Raw genomic sequence first — 18,830 nt, 5'->3', positions numbered from 1 at the left:
CTCACATCATCGTCAGGGGGAAACCTGTTTCATATCCCTGACATAGAGGACAGGCAGGACCCGATCTTTCCCAGGAGATCGCCATGCCCGACATCATCAAGCTGTCGCTCGCCGGATTCTTTGCCGGCTCCAACCCGACCCCACCGGTGCATCTCGGGACGCGCTACGACATGTCAGGGAATTTCCTGACCGAGCCCGGCAACACCGTCGTCAGCCATCTGGTCAGCGGTTCACCGTCCGAGGCCGTGGTGCTTGCCGTGCGCGAGAAGATGCTGGCGATGCAAGATGCCGACCGGCTGGCTTTCACGCCTGTCTCCAGCCTGCACATGACGCTGTTCCAGGGCATCATCGAGTATCGCCGCCGCTTGCCCTACTGGCCGCAGGACGTCCCGCTCGATACCAGCATCGACGCCATGACCCGGCTCTATCTGGAACGGCTGAAGGATTTCCGGGGTTTCGGGCCGTTCAACATCAGGGTGGTCGAAATTGTGCCGACCGGCCTCACCGTGGCCGGCGCGACCGACGAGGACGTGCGCATCATGCGTCAATGGCGCGACGCGCTGGCGGTGCCGTTCGGCTACCGGCATCCCGATCACGACGCTTACGTCTTCCACATCACCTTCGCCTATCAGATCCAGCGCCTTGCCGACGACAGGGCCGCCGCATGGCAGGCGCTGTTCGATGATAGCCTGGCACTGTTCGCACGGCAGGTACCGGTCATCGAGATCAAGCCTCCCGCCTTCTGCGCCTTCCGCGACATGAAGCATTTCGAGGAGTTGCTGGTGCTCGGCTGATTGCCGCCACGCGCGAGCCTCCGCGCCTGTTGACCGTAACAAAACTGACATGCTGGCGACACGGCAGGTTCATGTGGCTGCGTTAGGCGAGGGCCCTACGATCAATAAGGCCCAGACTGGAGCCCAGCCCCATGTCAGCAACTTCCGCCACGCTCGAAATTCGCGGTGTCAGCCGACGATTTGGCAAGAATACCGCTGTCAGCGACATCAACATCTCGATCCCGCACGGTCAGATGGTGGGTATCATCGGCCGTTCGGGCGCCGGCAAGTCGACCCTCCTTCGCATGATCAACCGTCTCATCGATCCCAGCCAGGGGTCGATTTTTTTTGACGGTGCCGATGTCTCCAAACTGCAGGGTCCGCCGCTGCGGCGCTGGCAGCGCGACTGCGCCATGATCTTCCAGCAGTTCAATCTGGTCCCGCGCCTGGACGTGCTGACCAATGTGCTGCTTGGCAAGCTGAACCACCGTTCGACCCTCACCAATCTGTTCGGTGTGTTCTCCCGCGCCGAATGCGCCGAGGCCGTCGCCGCTCTCGATCGCCTCGATATTGCCCGCACCGCGCTGCAGCCCGCCGGCACCCTGTCGGGCGGACAGCAGCAGCGCGTCGCCATTGCCCGCGCCATGATGCAGCAGCCCCGGGTCATCCTCGCCGACGAGCCGATCGCCTCGCTCGACCCGCTCAACGCCAAGGTGGTGATGGACTCGCTGCAGGACATCAATCTGCGCGAGGGCATTACCGTCGTCACCAATCTCCACACGCTGGATACCGCCCGCACCTATTGCAACCGCATCATCGGCATGGCCGCCGGCAAGGTCGTCTTCGACGGCCCGCCCGAAGAGCTCAACCGTGAGGCCGTGCGCCTCGTCTATGGCGCCGACAACAATGGCGGCGAAATCTCCGAGGCCATCACCTCCACCAGCGTCGCTTTCAAGCAAAAGATCATCGCATCCGCCGGACCGCTCGAACCCGCATTCCCGGGTTACTGACCCCATGATCCCGAAAAGTGGAATCCGGTTTTCGGGAAAGATCATGGGCGAGGAAAGAGCGGCCTGGATCGCCAGCCCGCGTCAAGGGCACCTGTCACAATCGATAACGCTGCCGGCGCGGGGCCGGAACCTACAGGAGAGATATCCAATGTTCAGGAAGATGGTTCTCAGCGCCGTTTCGGTGCTCGCCATGGCGACAAGCGCCGCTCACGCCGCCGACATGAAAGAGTTTCGCGTCGGCATTCTCGGCGGCGAGAACGAGACCGACCGGCTGCGCAACTTCCAGTGCCTCGCCGATCATCTGAAGACCGAGTTCGGCTTCGAAAAGGTGTCGCTGTTCCCGGCCGCCGACTATGACGGCGTCATTCAGGGCCTGCTTGGCGGCACGCTCGACTTCGCCGAACTGGGTGCATCCGGCTATGCCAGCATCGCCCTCAAGGATCCGAAGGCCGTCACGCCCATCCTCACCACCCAGCAGACCGACGGCGCCACCGGCTACTATTCGATCGGCCTGGCGCTGAAGTCGTCGGGCATCACCGACATCAAGTCCGCCAAGGGCAAGAAGCTCGGCTACGCCGATCCGGATTCGACCTCCGGCTATCTGATCCCGCTGACCCAGATCCCGAAGGACACCGGCGCTTCGAACGAGACCTTCTTCGCCTCGACCCAGTTCAGCGGCGGCCACGAAAACAACGTGCTGGCCGTGCGCGACGGCAAGGTCGATGTCGCGGTTGACGATTCCTCCGGCATCGGCGACTTCAAGAACGGCTACACCTCCGGCACTTTCCACAAGGAAGTCGCCAAGGGCGCCGTCGACCCCAACGACTTCGTCGAAGTCTGGCGCTCGGGCCTGATCCCGAACGGCCCGCTGGTCGTGCGCACCGCGCTTGGCGACGACATGAGCGCCAAGCTGGCGGCCTTCTTCACCGACCTGCCCAAGAAGGACAAGGCTTGCTTCGAAGGCGTCGAGGGTGGCGATTTTACCGGCTATGTGCCCGTGAAGGCAGACTTCTACAACGTCATCATCGAAGCCCGTAAGGCAGCCATCGGCGGCTAACGGCGAAATCAGGAAGGGCGGTGCCGAAAGCGCCGCCCTTTTTGCATCCCGATCATGACCCTCTCTGTGACAGCCCCTTCCGCCGCACCCTCCTCCGGCGCCCCCCACCAGATGGCCGATGCCTGGCGACGCCAGACATCCCTTCGCCGGTTCTATACGGTGCTTGGGATCGCCTTGCTGCTTGTCGCGATGTTCGCCAGCATGTGGTTCGCCGACGAAGCCAATGCCGGGCACTTTTTCGACCGCCTGCCGCACATTCTGGATTTCCTGAGCTGGCTCGTCCCCAAGGACTGGAACGACGTCTGGCGGGCCTTGTTCGACATCGCCTCGCCGCACGACACGGGCACCCAGGAGTTCAATTTCCCGCTTGGCCGCGCCTATGTCTGGGGCGGCTTCTACATTCCCGAATATTTCGAGCTGATGCTGACCACGGTCAACGTGGCGCTGGTGTCGACCTTCATCGGTTTCATCTTCGCCGTGCCGTTCTCGTTCATCGCGGCACGCAACCTGACGCCGCATCCGGTGCTGCGCCTCGTCGTCAAGCGGTTCATGGAGTTGCTTCGCGCCTTCCCTGAGATCGTCATCGCCGGCCTGTTCGCGGCCATCGTCTCGATCGGCCCGGTCGCCGCCATCATCGCCATCGGGCTGCATTCGATCGGCGCGCTGGGCAAGCTGTTCTACGAGATCAACGAGAACATCGACATGAGGGCCGAGGAAGGCCTGCGAGCGGTTGGCGCCAACTGGTTCGAGCGTGTCCGCTTTGCCGGTCTGCCGCAGGTTCTGCCCAATTTCATGTCCTACACATTGCTCCGCATCGAGATCAACGTGCGCATCTCGACCATCATGGGCGCTGTCGGCGGCGGCGGCATCGGCGAGGAGCTGAAGCTCTCCATCTCGCGCGGCTTCGGCGCCAAGACGCTGGCGCTGGTGCTGCTGCTGTTCACCACCATCTTCATCGTCGACCAGTTCTCCGCCTGGCTGCGCCGCAAGCTCGTCGGCGAACAGGCCTTCCAGATGGGGGCCTGACATGGCTGCGATGACCGCCGACGAGATCAGCGCGATCGAGCACCGTTTCCCGCAGGTGTTCAGGCGGCCGGCCTACAAGCGCTTCGGGCCGCTGTTCCTGCTTGTCGGCACCGTGCTCTACCTGGCCTACGCCATGTGGTTCTTCAGCCTGCCGCAGGTGCTGCGGGACTCGCACTGGGAGCGGCTGCCGCTCTTCCTGTCGCAATGGGTCAGCTACGATCTGCAGCCCGAGTTCCGTCTCGACCAGCCGCAGATCACCCCCAAATATCCGCGCTTCTCGGCGCTTGGCGACAATCCGAACCCCGATTGGGTGACCAGGAATGCGGACGGCACTTTCACCGTGCTGATCGATGGCCCGGCGAAATCCGTCACCTTCGACAAGACGCAAGCGACCATCGTCGCAAACGGCCAGACCGTGCCGGTGGCGCTGACCAGCGGCAAGCCGGTCATCACCGGCCCGGTGCCGGACTGGATCACGGCGCATGACGACGAGGTGGTCGCCAAGATGGGCTTTGCCGGCGAGGTGCGCGTCACCGTCGACCGCGTCAAGGTGCGCAAGCGTTTCCTCGGCTGGGCGAATTTCGTCTTCGACACCCGCTCGCCCTTCTTCGGCAAGCCGGCCGGCGAAGTTGTCTCGCTGATCCTGTATGGACCCGAGCTCAGGCCTGGCACGTCCAACCTCGCGCTTGCCGGCGACAACATCTGGAACAACGCCCAGTGGCAGCATGGCGACGTCTGGACCAAGATGCTGCAGACCATCGTCATGGCGTTCCTCGGCACGCTGCTCGGCGGCATCGTTGCCTTCCCTCTCGCCTTCTTCGCCGCCCGCAACATCACGCCCAGCGGCTTGTTGAGCCAGGTGCTCAAGCGCTTCTTCGACTTCATGCGCTCGGTCGACATGCTGATCTGGGCGCTGTTCTTCACCCGCGCCTTCGGCCCCGGCCCGCTGGCCGGCAGCGCGGCGATCTTCTTCACTGAGATCGGCACGCTCGGCAAAACCTATTCCGAGGCGCTGGAGAACATCGATGACAAGCCCCGCGAAGGTGTCATTTCGACCGGAGCCAACGGCCTTCTCGTGCAGCGATATGGCGTGATACCCGAAGTGATTCCGGTGTTCATCAGCCAGACCCTCTACCAGTGGGAATCCAACACCAGGGGCGCCACCATCATCGGCGCCGTCGGCGCCGGCGGCATCGGCCTGAAATTGTGGGAAGCCATGCGCACCAATTCCAATTGGGCCAACGTCTTCTACATGGTGCTGCTGACGCTTGCCGTGGTCTTCACCTTCGACAACATATCGAACTTCCTGCGTCGCAGACTTAGCCCCACCATCCATGATTACAACAGGACCCAGGCCGAGCGGGAATAGCGTTGTAATACAGAGGCGCGAGCATCGTCTCGCCCGGCACCAAAGGGTCGACCCCCCACTCCGTCGAGCTTCGCTCGACACCTCTCCCCCGATCGACGGGGGAGAGGAAAGGCGCGAGGCGATTCAGGCTGGCACCCTTCCTGTCCCTCCGGAGCGGGGAGAGGTGGCTCGGCGAAGCCGAGACGGAGTGGGGGAACCACCTGGCAACCGCCGCGCACGCAATGGAATGGAACGAATGCCAGCATCGCCGCGACCGGCCCCAGGAGTCGATCGAGTTCTTAAGCCGCCTTCTTCCACCCATCCCTGATATGCCTGTACCCCTCGCGATACACGGCCTCCGGCGTCTCGGAAAAATCCCGCCACACCTTGGTCGCCGCCGCCAGGTCCTTCAGCGAACGGCCGAAGGCCTCGATCGTCAGCCAATCGTCATAGCCGCTCTTGCGGATTGCAGCGAACGTCTCTTTCCACGGAATGTTGCCGCGCCCCGGCACGCCGCGATCGTTCTCCGAAATGTGGATATGCACAACGTTGTCGCGGTGCTTCGTGTAGGCGCCGATCGGATCGGTCTCCTCGATATTGGCATGGAACGTATCATACATCGCCTTGATATGAGGGCGGTCGATCGCATCGATGTGCTCGGACAGATCGGCCATCGTGTTGAGAAGATAGCATTCGAAGCGGTTGAGCGCCTCGAGCCCGATGGTGACGTCACGCTTGCCGGCATGGTCGCCGATCGCGCGTTGCGAGGCGATGGAACGCTTCTTCTCGGCCGCCGTCGGCCCGCTCCCGGAAAAGGCGCCGAGCGTCGAATGCAGCGGACCGCTCAGCGTGCGCGCGCCGAGCGCATCGGCGCAATCGATCGCCCATTTCATGTAGTCGACACCGGCCTTACGCGTGGCCGCATCGGCGGAAATCAGGTTCATCGCCGGGTCGCCCATCGCCGAGACCGCGGTGCGCTCCAGCCCGATGCGGTCGAGCAGGTCGCCCAGCTTCCTGTAATCGTCCGGCGTGCCGACGAAGATCGGGATCTCGACACCGTCGAAGCCCGTCGCCTTGATGTCGCGAAGCAATGGCTCGTGATTCTTCGACACCGCCGTCGTCCACAAGAACATGCACATGCCGATTTTCATCTGAAACCCTCCCCTTTTTGCCGGCTGTGTTGTCCTACGGCTATGCCACTCCCCCTCATCCGGCCGCTTCGCGGCCACCTTCTCCTCGAGGGAGAAGAGGCTGGCGTCGGCACCTTCTCTCTCTCCGGGGAGAGGTCGGATTGCCCCGAATTGCTCTTCGCAATTCGGCTGGCAATCCGGGTGAGGGGGCCCTCGTACCCGCCGCGCGCCTAAAGCTTGGTCCACGCCCCATTCTTCTTCGAAGACTTCACACAGGCCTCGATGAAGGCCATGCCCTCGACACCATCCTGGATGGTCGGAAAGACGACATCCTTTGCCGGCTTGCCGCCCTTGCGGCGCGCCGCGCGGATGGCGCGCGCAGCTTCCTGGTAGATGTTGGCGAAGCCTTCGAGATAGCCTTCCGGATGCCCCGACGGCACGCGGCTGACGCGCCCGGCCACCGGCAGCGCGCCGGCGCCGTTGCGGGTGATCAGCTGCTTCGGCTGGCCGAACGGCGTGTACCAGAGATAGTTCGGATCGGCCTGCACCCATTCCAGCCCACCCTTCGAGCCATAGATGCGCAGCTTCAGCCCGTTCTCATGGCCGGGCGCAACCTGGCTCGCCCAGATCATGCCCTTGGCCGGATGCGTCTTGCCCATGGGCTTGAAGCGCAGCATGACGTTGACATTGTCGTCGAGCTGGCGCCCCGGCACGAAGGCATCGAGGTCGGCCGAAAGCGAATCGAGCTCCAGCCCGGAGACGAAGCGGGCGAGGTTGTAGGCATGGGTGCCGATGTCGCCCAGCGCGCCGCCGGCGCCCGCCTGCTTAGGATCGGCGCGCCAGGCCGCCTGCTTCTGGCCGGTGGCGGCGAGATCCTCGGTCAGCCAGTCCTGCGGGTATTCGGACTGCACGATGCGGATGTCGCCAAGCACGCCCTTGGCCACCATCTCGCGCGCCTGCCGCACCATCGGATAGGCGGTGTAGTTGTGGGTGAGAACGAACACCTTGCCGGTCTTCTCGACGATCGCCGCCAGTTTCCTGGCCTCGGCCAGCGTCGTCGCCAGCGGCTTGTCGCAGATGACGTGGATGCCGGCCTCGAGGAAGGCCTTGGCAGCGGGCACATGCACATTGTTGGGCGTGACGATCGCAACCGCCTCGATGCCGTCCGGCCGCTGCGACTCGGCCTTGGCCATCTCGGCATAGGAGGCGTAGCTGCGCTCCGGATCGAGCCCGAGTTCGGCGGCCGATGCCTTGGCCCGCGCCGGATCGGACGACAGCGCCCCGGCGACCAGCACGAAGTCATTGTCCATGCGCGCCGCGATGCGATGCACTGCGCCGATGAAGGCGCCCTGCCCGCCGCCAACCATGCCATAGCGGATCGGGCCGCCTCCCGTTTCCGACTTCGAAGCGCCGACCATTTTTTCCTCCCTCAGATCCCCATCATGCCGCGCAGCACCTTCTTGTCCGTGGCGCCGCCGGCGAAGTCATCGAATGCCTTTTCCGTCACCCGGATGATGTGGTGCTGGATGAAGGGCGCGCCCTCCGCCGCGCCATCCTCCGGATGCTTGAGACAGCACTCCCATTCGAGCACCGCCCAGGAATCATAGTTGTACTGCGTCAGCTTGGAGAAGATACCGCCGAAATCCACTTGCCCGTCGCCGAGGGAGCGGAAGCGGCCCGCGCGGTTGGTCCAGCTCTGGTAGCCGGAATAAACGCCCTGCCGGCCGGTCGGGTTGAACTCGGCATCCTTGACGTGGAACGCCTTGATGCGCTCGTGGTAGATGTCGATGAAGTCGAGATAATCGAGCTGCTGCAAAAGGAAGTGCGACGGGTCGTAGTTGATGTTGCAGCGTCGGTGACCGCCGACCGCATCGAGGAACATCTCGAAGGTGGCGCCGTCGAAGACGTCCTCGCCGGGATGGATCTCGTAGCCGACATCGACGCCATTGTCCTCATAGATGTCGAGGATCGGCTTCCAGCGTTTGCCGAGTTCGGCGAACGCCTCCTCGACCAGCCCGGCCGGCCGCTGCGGCCATGGATAGAGATAAGGGAAGGCCAGCGCGCCGGAGAACGTCACCGAGGTGTCCAGCCCGAGATTGCGCGACGCCTTGGCGCCGAACTTCATCTGTTCGACAGCCCATTTCTGCCGCGCCTTGGGATTGTTGTGCACCGAGGCAGGGGCAAAACCGTCGAACTGCGCGTCATAGGCCGGATGCACCGCCACCAACTGGCCCTGCAGGTGCGTCGACAATTCGGTGATCTCGACGCCGGCGTCCGCGCAGATCCCCTTGACCTCGTCGCAGTAGGATTTGGAGGACGCCGCCTTCTTGAGATCGAACAGCCGCGCGTCCCAGGTGGGAATCTGCACGCCCTTGTAGCCGAGCCCCGCGGCCCATTTGGTGATCGAAGCCAGTGAATTGAACGGCGCGGCATCGCCCGCGAACTGCGCCAGGAACAGCCCCGGGCCCTTCATTGTCGTCGGCATCGGCATCCTCCCCTTACATTGTGCGGCCAGCATAGCGCCGATTGGAAGCAGGGCCAGCCACTTTGGTCCCTGCTCGTCGCTTTATGTGTACGCTATTCTGGTATTACCAAATACGGGAATTTGGTCAAGTCAGGCGATGTGCCCGAATATCAGCAAACACACGCCATTCGCCGTCGGTTATTCCAGCAAAATCAAGCCCGTATCAAACACATAAAGTTGCGTTCGAGCGCTTCTTGCCGTCCCTCGGAATTTCCTGTAGAGGTCGTTACAGGCCCAATTGGTCGAACCAGTTTGCGAGAAAAGGCTGGGGATGCCTTGGGGAGGAACCTTTGCGTCGTCTTTCGGCGACGCGTGTCGCAGGCGAACCATCAGGACGATTTGGGAAGGACAGACCATGCATCTTTCGACGCACAATTGGATGCGAGCCGAACCTTTGGAGACGACGCTTAAGCGCATCAAGAAATTCGGCTATGAGTCGATCGAGATTTCCGGCGAGCCCGAGCAGTACAAGACCAACGAGACCCGGGCGCTCCTGAAGGAGCATGGCATCCGCTGCTGGGGCGCGGTCACGCTCATGCTGGGCGAGCGCAACCTCGCCGCCAAGGATCAAGGCCAGCGCGAGCGCTCGGTACAATATGTCAAGGACGTGCTGACCATGGTCAGCGAACTCGATGGCGAGATCATCACCCTGGTTCCGGCGACGGTTGGTAAGGTGGTTCCGGACGGCACCGAGGAAGAGGAATGGAAATGGGTTGTCGATGCGACCCGCGAATGCTTCACCCACGCCAAGAAGGTCGGCGTCAAGATCGCCATCGAACCGCTCAACCGCTTCGAGACCTATCTGTTCAACAGAGGCTCGCAGGCCCTGGCGCTGGCCGACGCGGTCGATCCCGAATGCGGCATCTGCCTCGACGCCTACCACATCCATATGGAAGAATTTAACGTCTATGACGCAATCCGGAACGCTGGAAAGCGCCTGTTCGACTTCCATGTCGCCGACAACAACCGTTTCGCCGCCGGCCTCGGCCAGATCGACTGGCCCAGGATCGTCGCCACCTTGCGGGAGATCGGCTATGACGGCGCGCTGACCAATGAATTCGTCGCGCCGGTCGATCGCACGCCGGCAGCGCCTTATCCCGACATGGTCGAGCGCCACCCGGTCGACATTTCGCCCGAACAGCTGAAGTTCATCCAGGATCACGGCTCCAGCGTACTCACCGAGAAGTTCTACACCGATCAGATGCGCATCAACGCCGAAACGCTGCTGCCGCTGATCAAGTAGTCGACGGGCTCCAAGGAAATTTGCCCTTTCGCCACGACCGGCGGCAGGGCTGGGGAAGACCATGCGCATCAAGAACGTCCAAGCCTGGTGGGTCCGCGTGCCGATCGAAGCCGCTCGGCAGCACCGCAGCGATTTCGGCCAGGTGACGACCTTTGACGCCGCCATCCTGCGCATCGAGACCGATGACGGGCTGGTCGGCTGGGGCGAAGGCAAGAACGCGGCTGGCAGCGCCGGCAGCTATGGCGCCCTCGTCCACATGCTGAACCATGAGGTCGGGCCGCAGCTGATCGGCCGTGATCCGGCCGACATCTCCGTCATCTGGGAGATGCTCTACAACGGAGTAAGGCACGATAGCGCCGCCCGGGCCGGCCACGCCATGCCGCAACTGGCACGACGCGGCATGAGCGTCGCGGCGATCAGCGCCGTCGACATCGCTCTCTGGGACATTCTCGGCAAATCGCTTGGCGTGCCGGTCTGGCGGCTGCTGGGCGGCCGCAAGCTGGACCGCATGCCGGCCTATGCCTCGGGCGGCTGGGCGGCGGCCGACGCCATCGGCGAGCAGCTGAAATCCTACATCGCCAAGGGCGGCTTCAAGGCCCTGAAGATGCGCGTCGGCTCGATGGACGGCGCCGCGCACATATCCGCGTCCCGCGTCCGCGCGGCAAGGCAGGCGCTCGGCCCCGATGTCGAGCTGATGGTCGACGCCCATGGCACCTACACGGTGGCGGAAGCCAAGCGCTTCATCACCCTTGTCAGCGACCTCGATCTCGCCTGGTTCGAGGAGCCCGTCATCGCCGACGACAAGTCCGGCATGGCCGAGGTGCGGGCATCGGGAACCGTTCCCATCGCCACCGGCGAGAGCGAGGCGACACGCTACGCCTTCCGCGACCTTGCCGTGCTCAAGGCCGCGGACATTTTCCAGCCGGATCCCGCCTTTTGCGGCGGTATCAGCGAGGCCATGAAGATCGGCACCATCGCCAGCGCCTTCAACTTGCGGTTCGCGCCGCATCTTTGGGCCGGCGCGCCCTGCTTCTTCGCCGGGCTGCATGTCTGCGCGGCGTCGCCCTCGAGCTTCACCGTCGAATATTCGCTCGGCGCCAACCCGATGATCCACGATCTGGTCGAAGAGACTGTCGAAGCCAAGGACGGTATGATAGCGATCCCGGAAACACCGGGTCTGGGATTCACCATTTCGGAGCGGTTCCTGGAGGCGCACGCGCAACGCGGTTGACGATGAAAGAAAAGAACCTTCTCGCGGAACTCGCCGCCTATCTGTTCTCTCATTCCGACAAGGAAACGGGGCGGACGCCGTCGGAACGTGAACTGGCGGAGCATTTCGGCGTCAGCCGCGGCCAGCTCCGCGAGGCGCTCGCTATCCTCGAAGCCATGCGCATCGTCGAACGCCGGGCCAAGTCCGGCATCTACATCGACACCAAGCAGGCCAGCGTGGAAGCCATGGCGCTTTTTGCCCGAGCGGGCCTGCCGCTGGACCCGATCCAGATCTACGAGACCGTCGAACTGCGCAAGATCCACGAGATCAAGGCCGCCGAGCTTGCCTGCTCGCGCGCCACCGAGGAGAATTTCGAGCGGCTGCGCGAAATCCTGAAAGCCTCGGAAGAGCGCATCGCCGCCGGCGAGGGCCTTGCCAGGGAAGATCGCGAATTCCATCTCGAGATCGTGCGCGCGACCAAGAACAGCGTTTTCCACAATGTCTGCAGCGTCTACTACATGATGGGCGAGCAGCGCCTGCCGATCTACTTCAACGACCCCGAGCGCAGCGTGCGCTCGCATGCCGACCACATCCAGATCTACGAGGCGCTGCTGCGCCGCGACGGAAATCTTGCCCAGGCGCTGATGAGCGCCCACCTGCAAGGCGCCGAGAGCTATTGGAAGGGCCTGATCGAGGGCCATGCCGAGGAAGCGCAACGCGCGGCACTCGAGAAGGCCTGACCGGCATGCCCCGTATCCTCACGACGCACCCTCTGCATCCGCACGCCTCGGCCATGCTGGCCGGCGCCGGCGAGCTCGTCGTCGCATCCGCCCTGGACGCGGCGACGCTTGCCGCCGAGGCCAGGAATGCCGACATCGTCATTGTCCGCGCGCCACTGCCGCCGGCCCTCTTCCAAGGCGCGGCAAAGTTGCGGGCGGCAATCCGCCATGGCGCCGGGCTCGACATGATCCCGATGGAAACGGCAACCGCCGCCGGCGTGCTGGTTGCGAACGTTCCGGCGGTCAATGCGCGCTCGGTCGCCGAGCACGTCATGTTCGTCGCACTCGCCTTGCTTCGCAACTTCCGCGTCGTCGACCGCGACCTGCGGGCAAAGGGCTGGCTCGCCGGGCGCGAGCATGCAAACTCCAACGGCGAGCTTGCCGGCAAGACCATCGGTATCGTCGGCCTTGGCGCCGTCGGACAGGCCGTCGGCCATATCGCCGCGCACGGCTTCGACCTGAAGGTGGTGGCGACGACGCGCAGCATGCGGCCGGCACCGGACAAGGTCGGCTTCCTGTCGATCGACGCCCTGGTCGAACAGAGTGACATCATCGTCCTGTGCTGCCCGCTCACCGAAGAGACGCGCGGCCTGATCAGCCGCGAACGCATAGCCCGCATGAAGCCGAACGCGCTGCTGATCAACGTGTCGCGCGGACCGGTCGTCGACGACGATGCGCTGATCGAGGCCCTGCGGAAACGCCGCATTGGCGGTGCCGCGCTCGATGTGTTTTCGACGCAGCCGCTGCCGCCTGGCCATCCCTATTTCGGCTTCGACAATGTCATCATTACCCCGCACATGGCGGGAATCACCGAGGAATCGATGATGCGCATGGGCGTCGGCGCCGCCGGCGAGGCATTGCTGGTGCTGGCGGGCAAACTGCCGGTCAATCTGCGAAACCCCGATGTTGTCGGTCACTACCGGCAACGGTTTCCGGTCGGCGCATAACACATCGCCGTTTTGCCCTATTCTTCGGCATCGCTGACCCGATGTTCCCTCTTCGCTTCGCATCTCTGGTTGCTGCTTCGATCTGCGCCTCGCCGTCGCCCGCCGCGGCCGAAAGCAGCTATGTCTACTGCGACAACGGACTGCGCTGCTTCAAGGCGCCGTGCCCGTCCAACAGTGCGCTTGACCTCGCCACCGGCGCGATCATCGAGGGCGTGTCGATCGATGCCAGCGGATTGCCGCAGCAAGACAAGGCGATAACCGATCTTTCAGACGCGCTTTACACGGGAAAGATAATCGTCAGGGGCTCGATCGAGCAGCGCACCCAGACCATCAACGGCAAGGACCAAAGCCTGCCATGGCTAGTCGCGACCCGCATCGTGCGCACCGCCAGGGATAGCGAGCGCAAGCACTGTTCTTCGCATTGAGAACCCGGTTCAAGTCCGGTTACGAACCAAGCAGCCGCTCCACTTCAGCGGCGATCCGCAGCAGATGATGGTCATGCCCATTGCGCGCTACCAGCATCAATCCGGCAGGAAGCGTCATGCCTGGCATCGGCAGCGAGATCGCGCAGAGGTCGAACTGGTTGGCAACCTGTGTGTTGCGCAGCAGCAGGCCCTCGGTGCGGTCACGAAGCGCGGCGTCCTCGGCCATTGAAACGATGGTCGGCGCCATCACCGGCGTGGTCGGCAGGGCCAGCACATCGACCGATGCCAGCCGATCCTCCATGGCGGCTGCGAGCGCGGCGCGGCGGCGTAGAGCCCTGATATAGACCGGAGCGGGCAGCATAGCCGCCCGTGACAAGGGCCCGCTGACATGTGGATCGACCGGAACCGATGCCCCCGTTGCCAGCCAATCGGCATGGACTTCTGCCCCTTCCATCGCAGCGATCGAACCGCGCTTGGTTGCCGCGCGCAAATCGGCAAGAAGGTCATCGATCGAGATATCCGCGAGGCGCGCGCCAGAGCGCTCGACCTTGCCCAGACAGCACTCGAATGCTGCTGCGACCTCGGCTTCCGTGTCCGCGAAAAGCGCGCCGCGCGGGATGCCGACGCGAAGTCCCCCAAGCGAAATCGGCGCCGGCGTGGTCGGCGCCTCACCGGCCATCACCGCGTCGGCGACAGCACATCGGGCGACGGTTCGGGCAAGCGGACCGATCGAGTCCAGCGTGGCGGACAGGGGGAAGGCGCCGGCAAGCGGCACCCGCCGCGCCGTCGGCTTGAAGCCGACGACGCCGTTGAGCGACGCCGGGATACGCACCGACCCGCCGGTATCGGAACCGATGGATATCTCGCTCGTCCCCTCGCCCACCGAAACGCCGGCGCCTGAGGACGAACCGCCGGGAATCCGGCTGGCCTCCATCGCATTGCCGGGCGTGCCGTGGTGCATGTTGTCGCCGATCGCGGTGAAGGCGAATTCGGTCATGTTGGTCTTGCCGATGATGACGGCGCCGGCCTGCCGCAACCGGCTGACGATGGCGGCGTCGCGCGGGGCGGGGGCCGCGGTTTTGAGCATCAGCGAGCCGGCCATGGTCGCCTCGCCGGCGACGTCGAAGAGATCCTTGATCGAGACAATGGTGCCGTCGAGCGGTCCGAGCGTCACGCCCACGCGCTTGCGTGCGTCGCTGGCGTCGGCCGCCGCCCGCGCGGCTTCGGCATGGAGCCTGGTGAACACGCGCTCATCGTCGGCACGAGCCGCAAGGCGCGAGAGGATGATTTCGAGATGGTCGCGGACGGACTGCATTTTCAGTGTCGGACTCCGAGCGCCTTGAACGTCCTTGGATCAACAGCCAGCGCATGGCTTGCAGAGATTTAACCCGGCGCAAGCGGCTTTGCACCCTAGGCGGATGGAAGGAAAACCCGATGCTCCACAAAGGCAGTTGTCATTGCGGCAAGGTCGCCTTCGAATTCGCGGCTGAACTGACGGGCGCTCTGCGATGCAATTGCTCGATTTGCGCGCGCAAGGGCGCGCTGTTATGCGCCATTCCGCATGAATCCCTGACGCTCCTCGCCTGGGGCGATGACCTCGGCACCTACACATTCGGCAATCATGCGATCGCGCATCGTTTCTGCCGCAGCTGCGGCATCCATCCCTTCGCCGAGGACGTCCGCGGCGGCGGGGGGCGCAGCGCCTATATAAACATCAACTGCGTTTCCGGTCTCGACCCTTCCACCTTGCCGATCTTCGACTTCGACGGACGCTCGGCCTGAATCCGCGGCATCCGTCGAGGGAGGTCGAAGCGGGCGCCGGACAACGTAAGGAAGGGTCCGACGCCCACCAGCGCCCTATGCGACGCGCTTCGGGCCAAGAAGGAACACCACCACGGCCGCCAGCAATGTCGCCGAGCCGCAATAGGCGAACGCACTGGCCACGCCGGCATGATCGACCAGCAGGCCGCCAGAGACCGCGCCCAGCGCGATGGCGACCTGGAAGGTCGCGACCATCAGCCCGCCGGCACTCTCGGCCTGATCGGGCGCTTCGCGCACGAGCCATGTCTGGAGCCCGACCGGCACGGCGCCGAAGGCAAACCCCCAGACCGCCACCGCGGCTGCCGACACCAGCGGCGAAACGCCCAGCACCAGCAGCGAGATGGCCGCCAGGCCGATCAGCAAAGGCGCCATTGCCACGGCGGTCTTGAGGCTGCGTTCGGCCATGAACCCGCCGGCGAGATTGCCGAAGAACCCCCCGACGCCATAGGCCAGCAGCACAAGCGAGATGGTCTCGATATCAAGCACGGGCACCTTTTCGAGGAAGGGGCGGACATAGGTGAAACCGGCAAAATGCCCAGAAGCGACAAGCAGCACGACCAGCAGCGCCACCCGGATCGACGGCCGCTCGAGCACTGCGAGCAAGGTGCGGAAGCTGGCGACGCCCACCGGCGGCAGCTTCGGGATGGTCGCCACCTGCACCAGCAGCGCCAGGGCGGCGACGACCGTGGCCATCATGAAGGCGGTGCGCCAGCCCCAGATGTCACCGACATAGGCGCCCACCGGAGCGGCCGTGACAGTGGCCAGTGACACGCCGGTCAGGATGATCGACATGGCCCGCGGCATCAGCCGCATCGGCACCAGCCGCAAGGCCATCGCCGCCGACATCGCCCAGAAGCCGCCAAGCGCGACGCCGAGCACGACGCGGGCCAGCAAGAGCAAGGTAAGCGACGAGGCGAAGGTGGCCAGAAGGTTGGACAGGATCAGGAACCCTGTCAGCATCCACATCACCAGCCTGCGGTCCAGGCGCCTGGTGATGATCGCCATGGTGGGCGCGGAGACGGCGGCGACGATCGCGGTCGCCGTCACCGCTTGCCCGGCAACGCCTTCGCTGACGCCCAGGTCGCGCGCCATCGGCGTCAGCAGGCTGGCGGGCAGGAATTCGGCTGTGACGAGGCCGAAGACGCCAAGCGCTAAGGACACGACCGCACCCCAGGCGGGCTCGGTTCGCTCGTCTGACTCCGCGTTCAGAAGGGACGCGTCGATGACGCCTGTTGACGGGTCGGCCATGGGTCTGTCTCCGGTCTGTTTTAAGCGCACATGGGAAATGGCCGACCGGGCGTCCCACCCGTTACATGCTTGCCCATCAAGGCTTGGCAGCGTGGTCGGTTCCAAATCTTTTGCAGCGCAGCATTTGGCTGTACCGCAACATAGGCAGTGACCGCCTGGAGTTTCCATGCTAGAAACCCCATTATGCTTGACCATTCGTCCAGAATTCCAGTCACTGGTGACCCGCTTACAGACATCCTGCGCGGGCTGCGCCTCGATGGCGTTGAATATGGCCGCTGCGAGCTGAAGGAGCCGTGGGGCATCCAGTTTCCGTCCCATCCCGCCGCCCGCTTTCATTTCATCGGCCGCGAGGGCTGCTGGTTGAAGCAGCCCTCGGGTGACTGGGTCGAGCTTGATGCAGGCGACGCGGTGCTGTTGCCGCGAGGATCGGCGCATGTGCTGGCGAGCGAGCCCGGCGCCCAGACCTGGCCGATTCACAGCTACAAGCGCGAGGAGGTTTGCAAGGACGTTTACTGCACGTCGAATGCGGAGATGTGCGACAAGAATTGCCAGCCGGGAACGCTGCTGTTCTGCGCCAGCATGTATTTCAATCTCGACGGATTGCACCCTTTGCTCGGCATGATGCCGGATGTGATGCACACCCATGAGTTGGAAGCCTATGAGCCTGGAATTCCGCATCTGCTGGATTCGATGGCACGCGAAGTCACGATGGAGCGCGTCGGCTCCGGCGGCATCCTGGCACGCCTGGCCGATGTGCTGGCGGCAACCGTCATCCGCTCATGGGTCGAGCGCGGCTGTGGCGACGCGTCAGGCTGGATCGCGGCGGTGCGGGATCGAGAGATCGGCCGCGTGCTGGCCGCCATCCATCTCGAGCCCGACCAGGACTGGACCGTCGAATCGCTGGCCAGGATGATGGGTGCCTCGCGATCGGGTTTCGCCGAGCGTTTCGCCACCATCGTCGGCGAAACACCGGCGAAATACGTCACCCAGGTGAGAATGCATCAGGCAAGGCAGTGGCTGGTGCGCGACAGGATGAAGATTTCCGTCGTTGCCGCGCGCCTTGGCTATGAATCGGACGCCGCCTTCAGCCGCGCTTTCAAACGTGTCATCGGCTCCGCGCCCAGCCACCTTCGTGCCGGCGAACTTGCCGACATGCGCGAGGCCGGCTGAGCCGATCTTCCTGTCGAGCGCCTGCTTCGGGTGACCGAAGCGGCCGGCATCACACCGCGTGCCGCAAGCTGACGCCGCTTCCCTTGTCGAACAGCACGACCTTGTCGGCGTTCCAGGCGAAGCGCACCGATTGCTCGATCGCCACATCCGTCCTGGCCGGGACCGTGGCGCGCAGCGTGGCGTCGCCCACCCGCAGCGTCAGGATCTTCTCCACGCCATGGTTCTCGACATCGTGGACGCGAGCCTCGACCGGCGCGCCGCTCTCCAGATAGACATCCTCCGGGCGGATGCCGAAGACGAGCGGCCGGCCGTCGGTCGCCGCGTCCGTCCTCAGCCCGCCGAAAGTCTTGGCTCCAGCCGAAAAAGGCAGCTCGAAATTCAGTGACGCCATCACCGCGCGGCCATTCACGAGCCTGCCGTCGATGAGGTTCATCGGCGGCGAGCCGACAAAGCTCGCCACATAGGTGTCGCGTGGGTTGTTGTAGATCTCGTGTGGTGTTCCGGTCTGGACGATATGGCCATGATTGAGAACGCCGACCTTGTCGCCCATCGACATGGCCTCGATCTGGTCGTGGGTGACGAACAGGAAGGTGGCGCCGAGCTGCATCTGCAGGTTCTTGAGTTCCGTACGCAGCGCCTCGCGCAGCTTGGCGTCGAGGGCCGACAATGGTTCGTCCATCAGGAACACGCGCGGCTTGCGCACGATGGCGCGGCCGATCGAGACACGCTGCATCTCGCCGCCGGAAAGCCGGTCGGTCTTGCGGTCCAGCAGGTGCTCGATCCTCAGCGTGCGGGCCGCGCGGTCAACGCGGTCCTTGATCTCGGCATCGGGCAGCCGGCGGCTTTTCGGCTTCAGCGGGAATTCGAGGTTCTCCCGTACAGTATAGCGCGGATAGAGCGAATATTGCTGCAGCACCAGCGCCACGTCGCGCTCGGCCGCCCCCCAGGCCGCGACGTCAACGCCGTCGATGAAGACCTGGCCTTCGCTGGGCTTCTCCAGCCCGGCCACCAGACGCAGCGTCGTCGTCTTGCCGGCGCCGGTCTCGCCGAGCAGGACGAAGAACTCGCCATCGGCGATCTCGAGGTCGAGCCCGGTCAAGGCCGTGTGATTGCCGAAAG

Annotated in this window: 18 protein-coding genes; 12 read left to right on the top strand and 6 right to left on the bottom strand. The window is 64.2% G+C overall.

The features are described 5' to 3' along the window. Positions 1 to 83 precede the first annotated feature (83 nt). The 5 genes from WC739_RS17740 (at position 84) to phnE (WC739_RS17720) (ending at position 5,235) form a co-directional block, all read left to right on the top strand. On the top strand, positions 84 to 794 hold the full coding sequence (locus WC739_RS17740) for a DUF1868 domain-containing protein (RefSeq protein WP_372954328.1): 711 nt from the start codon (positions 84 to 86) through the stop codon (positions 792 to 794). A 131-nt stretch (positions 795 to 925) separates the two neighbouring features. After that, positions 926 to 1,783 (top strand): phosphonate ABC transporter ATP-binding protein, encoded by an 858-nt coding sequence (gene phnC / locus WC739_RS17735; protein WP_372954327.1) that lies wholly within the window; start codon positions 926 to 928, stop codon positions 1,781 to 1,783. Between the two features lie 148 nt (positions 1,784 to 1,931). Continuing rightward, positions 1,932 to 2,840: a phosphonate ABC transporter substrate-binding protein gene (gene phnD / locus WC739_RS17730; protein ID WP_372954326.1), complete on the top strand. Its 909-nt coding sequence runs from the start codon at positions 1,932 to 1,934 to the stop codon at positions 2,838 to 2,840. Positions 2,841 to 2,951: 111 nt separating this feature from the next. Then, positions 2,952 to 3,866: a phosphonate ABC transporter, permease protein PhnE gene (gene phnE / locus WC739_RS17725; protein WP_372954329.1), complete on the top strand. Its 915-nt coding sequence runs from the start codon at positions 2,952 to 2,954 to the stop codon at positions 3,864 to 3,866. Position 3,867: 1 nt separating this feature from the next. Beyond that, positions 3,868 to 5,235, top strand: a complete 1,368-nt coding sequence (phnE, locus tag WC739_RS17720) for a phosphonate ABC transporter, permease protein PhnE (RefSeq protein WP_372954325.1) — start codon at positions 3,868 to 3,870, stop codon at positions 5,233 to 5,235. 278 nt (positions 5,236 to 5,513) lie between these two features. On the opposite strand, the gene WC739_RS17715 is transcribed toward phnE (WC739_RS17720), so the two are convergent. From WC739_RS17715 to WC739_RS17705, 3 genes are all read right to left on the bottom strand, one after another. Then, positions 5,514 to 6,365: a sugar phosphate isomerase/epimerase family protein gene (locus tag WC739_RS17715; RefSeq protein ID WP_372954324.1), complete on the bottom strand. Its 852-nt coding sequence runs from the start codon at positions 6,363 to 6,365 to the stop codon at positions 5,514 to 5,516. Between the two features lie 209 nt (positions 6,366 to 6,574). Continuing rightward, entirely contained in the window at positions 6,575 to 7,762 is a 1,188-nt protein-coding gene (locus WC739_RS17710; protein WP_372954323.1) for a Gfo/Idh/MocA family protein, read from the bottom strand. Between the two features lie 11 nt (positions 7,763 to 7,773). Next, a complete protein-coding gene (locus tag WC739_RS17705; RefSeq protein WP_372954322.1) occupies positions 7,774 to 8,829 on the bottom strand; it encodes a sugar phosphate isomerase/epimerase family protein in 1,056 nt (351 codons plus the stop codon). A gap of 394 nt (positions 8,830 to 9,223) precedes the next feature. Between WC739_RS17705 and WC739_RS17700 the strand changes: the two genes are divergently transcribed. The 5 genes from WC739_RS17700 to WC739_RS17680 all read left to right on the top strand — a co-directional run bounded on the left by WC739_RS17700 (position 9,224) and on the right by WC739_RS17680 (position 13,472). Then, on the top strand, positions 9,224 to 10,111 hold the full coding sequence (locus tag WC739_RS17700) for a sugar phosphate isomerase/epimerase family protein (RefSeq protein ID WP_372954321.1): 888 nt from the start codon (positions 9,224 to 9,226) through the stop codon (positions 10,109 to 10,111). A gap of 61 nt (positions 10,112 to 10,172) precedes the next feature. After that, complete coding sequence (locus WC739_RS17695) at positions 10,173 to 11,342, top strand: mandelate racemase/muconate lactonizing enzyme family protein (RefSeq protein ID WP_372954320.1); 1,170 nt, start codon at positions 10,173 to 10,175, stop codon at positions 11,340 to 11,342. 2 nt (positions 11,343 to 11,344) lie between these two features. Then, complete coding sequence (locus WC739_RS17690) at positions 11,345 to 12,061, top strand: FadR/GntR family transcriptional regulator (RefSeq protein ID WP_372954319.1); 717 nt, start codon at positions 11,345 to 11,347, stop codon at positions 12,059 to 12,061. Positions 12,062 to 12,066: 5 nt separating this feature from the next. Next, on the top strand, positions 12,067 to 13,047 hold the full coding sequence (locus WC739_RS17685; RefSeq protein ID WP_372954318.1) for a hydroxyacid dehydrogenase: 981 nt from the start codon (positions 12,067 to 12,069) through the stop codon (positions 13,045 to 13,047). Between the two features lie 41 nt (positions 13,048 to 13,088). Continuing rightward, on the top strand, positions 13,089 to 13,472 hold the full coding sequence (locus WC739_RS17680; RefSeq protein WP_372954317.1) for a hypothetical protein: 384 nt from the start codon (positions 13,089 to 13,091) through the stop codon (positions 13,470 to 13,472). Positions 13,473 to 13,491: 19 nt separating this feature from the next. On the opposite strand, the gene WC739_RS17675 is transcribed toward WC739_RS17680, so the two are convergent. Continuing rightward, positions 13,492 to 14,787 (bottom strand): amidase, encoded by a 1,296-nt coding sequence (locus WC739_RS17675; RefSeq protein WP_372954316.1) that lies wholly within the window; start codon positions 14,785 to 14,787, stop codon positions 13,492 to 13,494. Between the two features lie 119 nt (positions 14,788 to 14,906). Between WC739_RS17675 and WC739_RS17670 the strand changes: the two genes are divergently transcribed. Next, positions 14,907 to 15,254 carry a GFA family protein gene (locus tag WC739_RS17670; protein WP_372954315.1) on the top strand — a complete coding sequence of 116 codons (348 nt, stop codon included), beginning with the start codon at positions 14,907 to 14,909 and terminating at the stop codon, positions 15,252 to 15,254. Positions 15,255 to 15,329: 75 nt separating this feature from the next. Here the strand turns inward: WC739_RS17670 and WC739_RS17665 are convergent, their stop codons facing one another. After that, on the bottom strand, positions 15,330 to 16,541 hold the full coding sequence (locus WC739_RS17665) for an MFS transporter (RefSeq protein WP_372954314.1): 1,212 nt from the start codon (positions 16,539 to 16,541) through the stop codon (positions 15,330 to 15,332). Positions 16,542 to 16,724: 183 nt separating this feature from the next. Here WC739_RS17665 and WC739_RS17660 point away from each other — a divergent pair, with 183 nt between their 5' ends. Beyond that, positions 16,725 to 17,711, top strand: coding sequence for an AraC family transcriptional regulator (locus WC739_RS17660; protein WP_372954313.1), 987 nt, complete (start codon positions 16,725 to 16,727; stop codon positions 17,709 to 17,711). A 49-nt stretch (positions 17,712 to 17,760) separates the two neighbouring features. Here WC739_RS17660 and WC739_RS17655 read toward each other — a convergent pair. Then, the coding region (locus WC739_RS17655) for an ABC transporter ATP-binding protein (RefSeq protein WP_372954312.1) at positions 17,761 to 18,830 on the bottom strand (1,070 nt) is incomplete at its 5' end.

It is taken from the genome of Mesorhizobium sp. (assembly GCF_041661565.1).
GTDB lineage: Bacteria > Pseudomonadota > Alphaproteobacteria > Rhizobiales > Rhizobiaceae > Mesorhizobium.
This window is presented reverse-complemented; position numbering and strand designations above follow the sequence as displayed.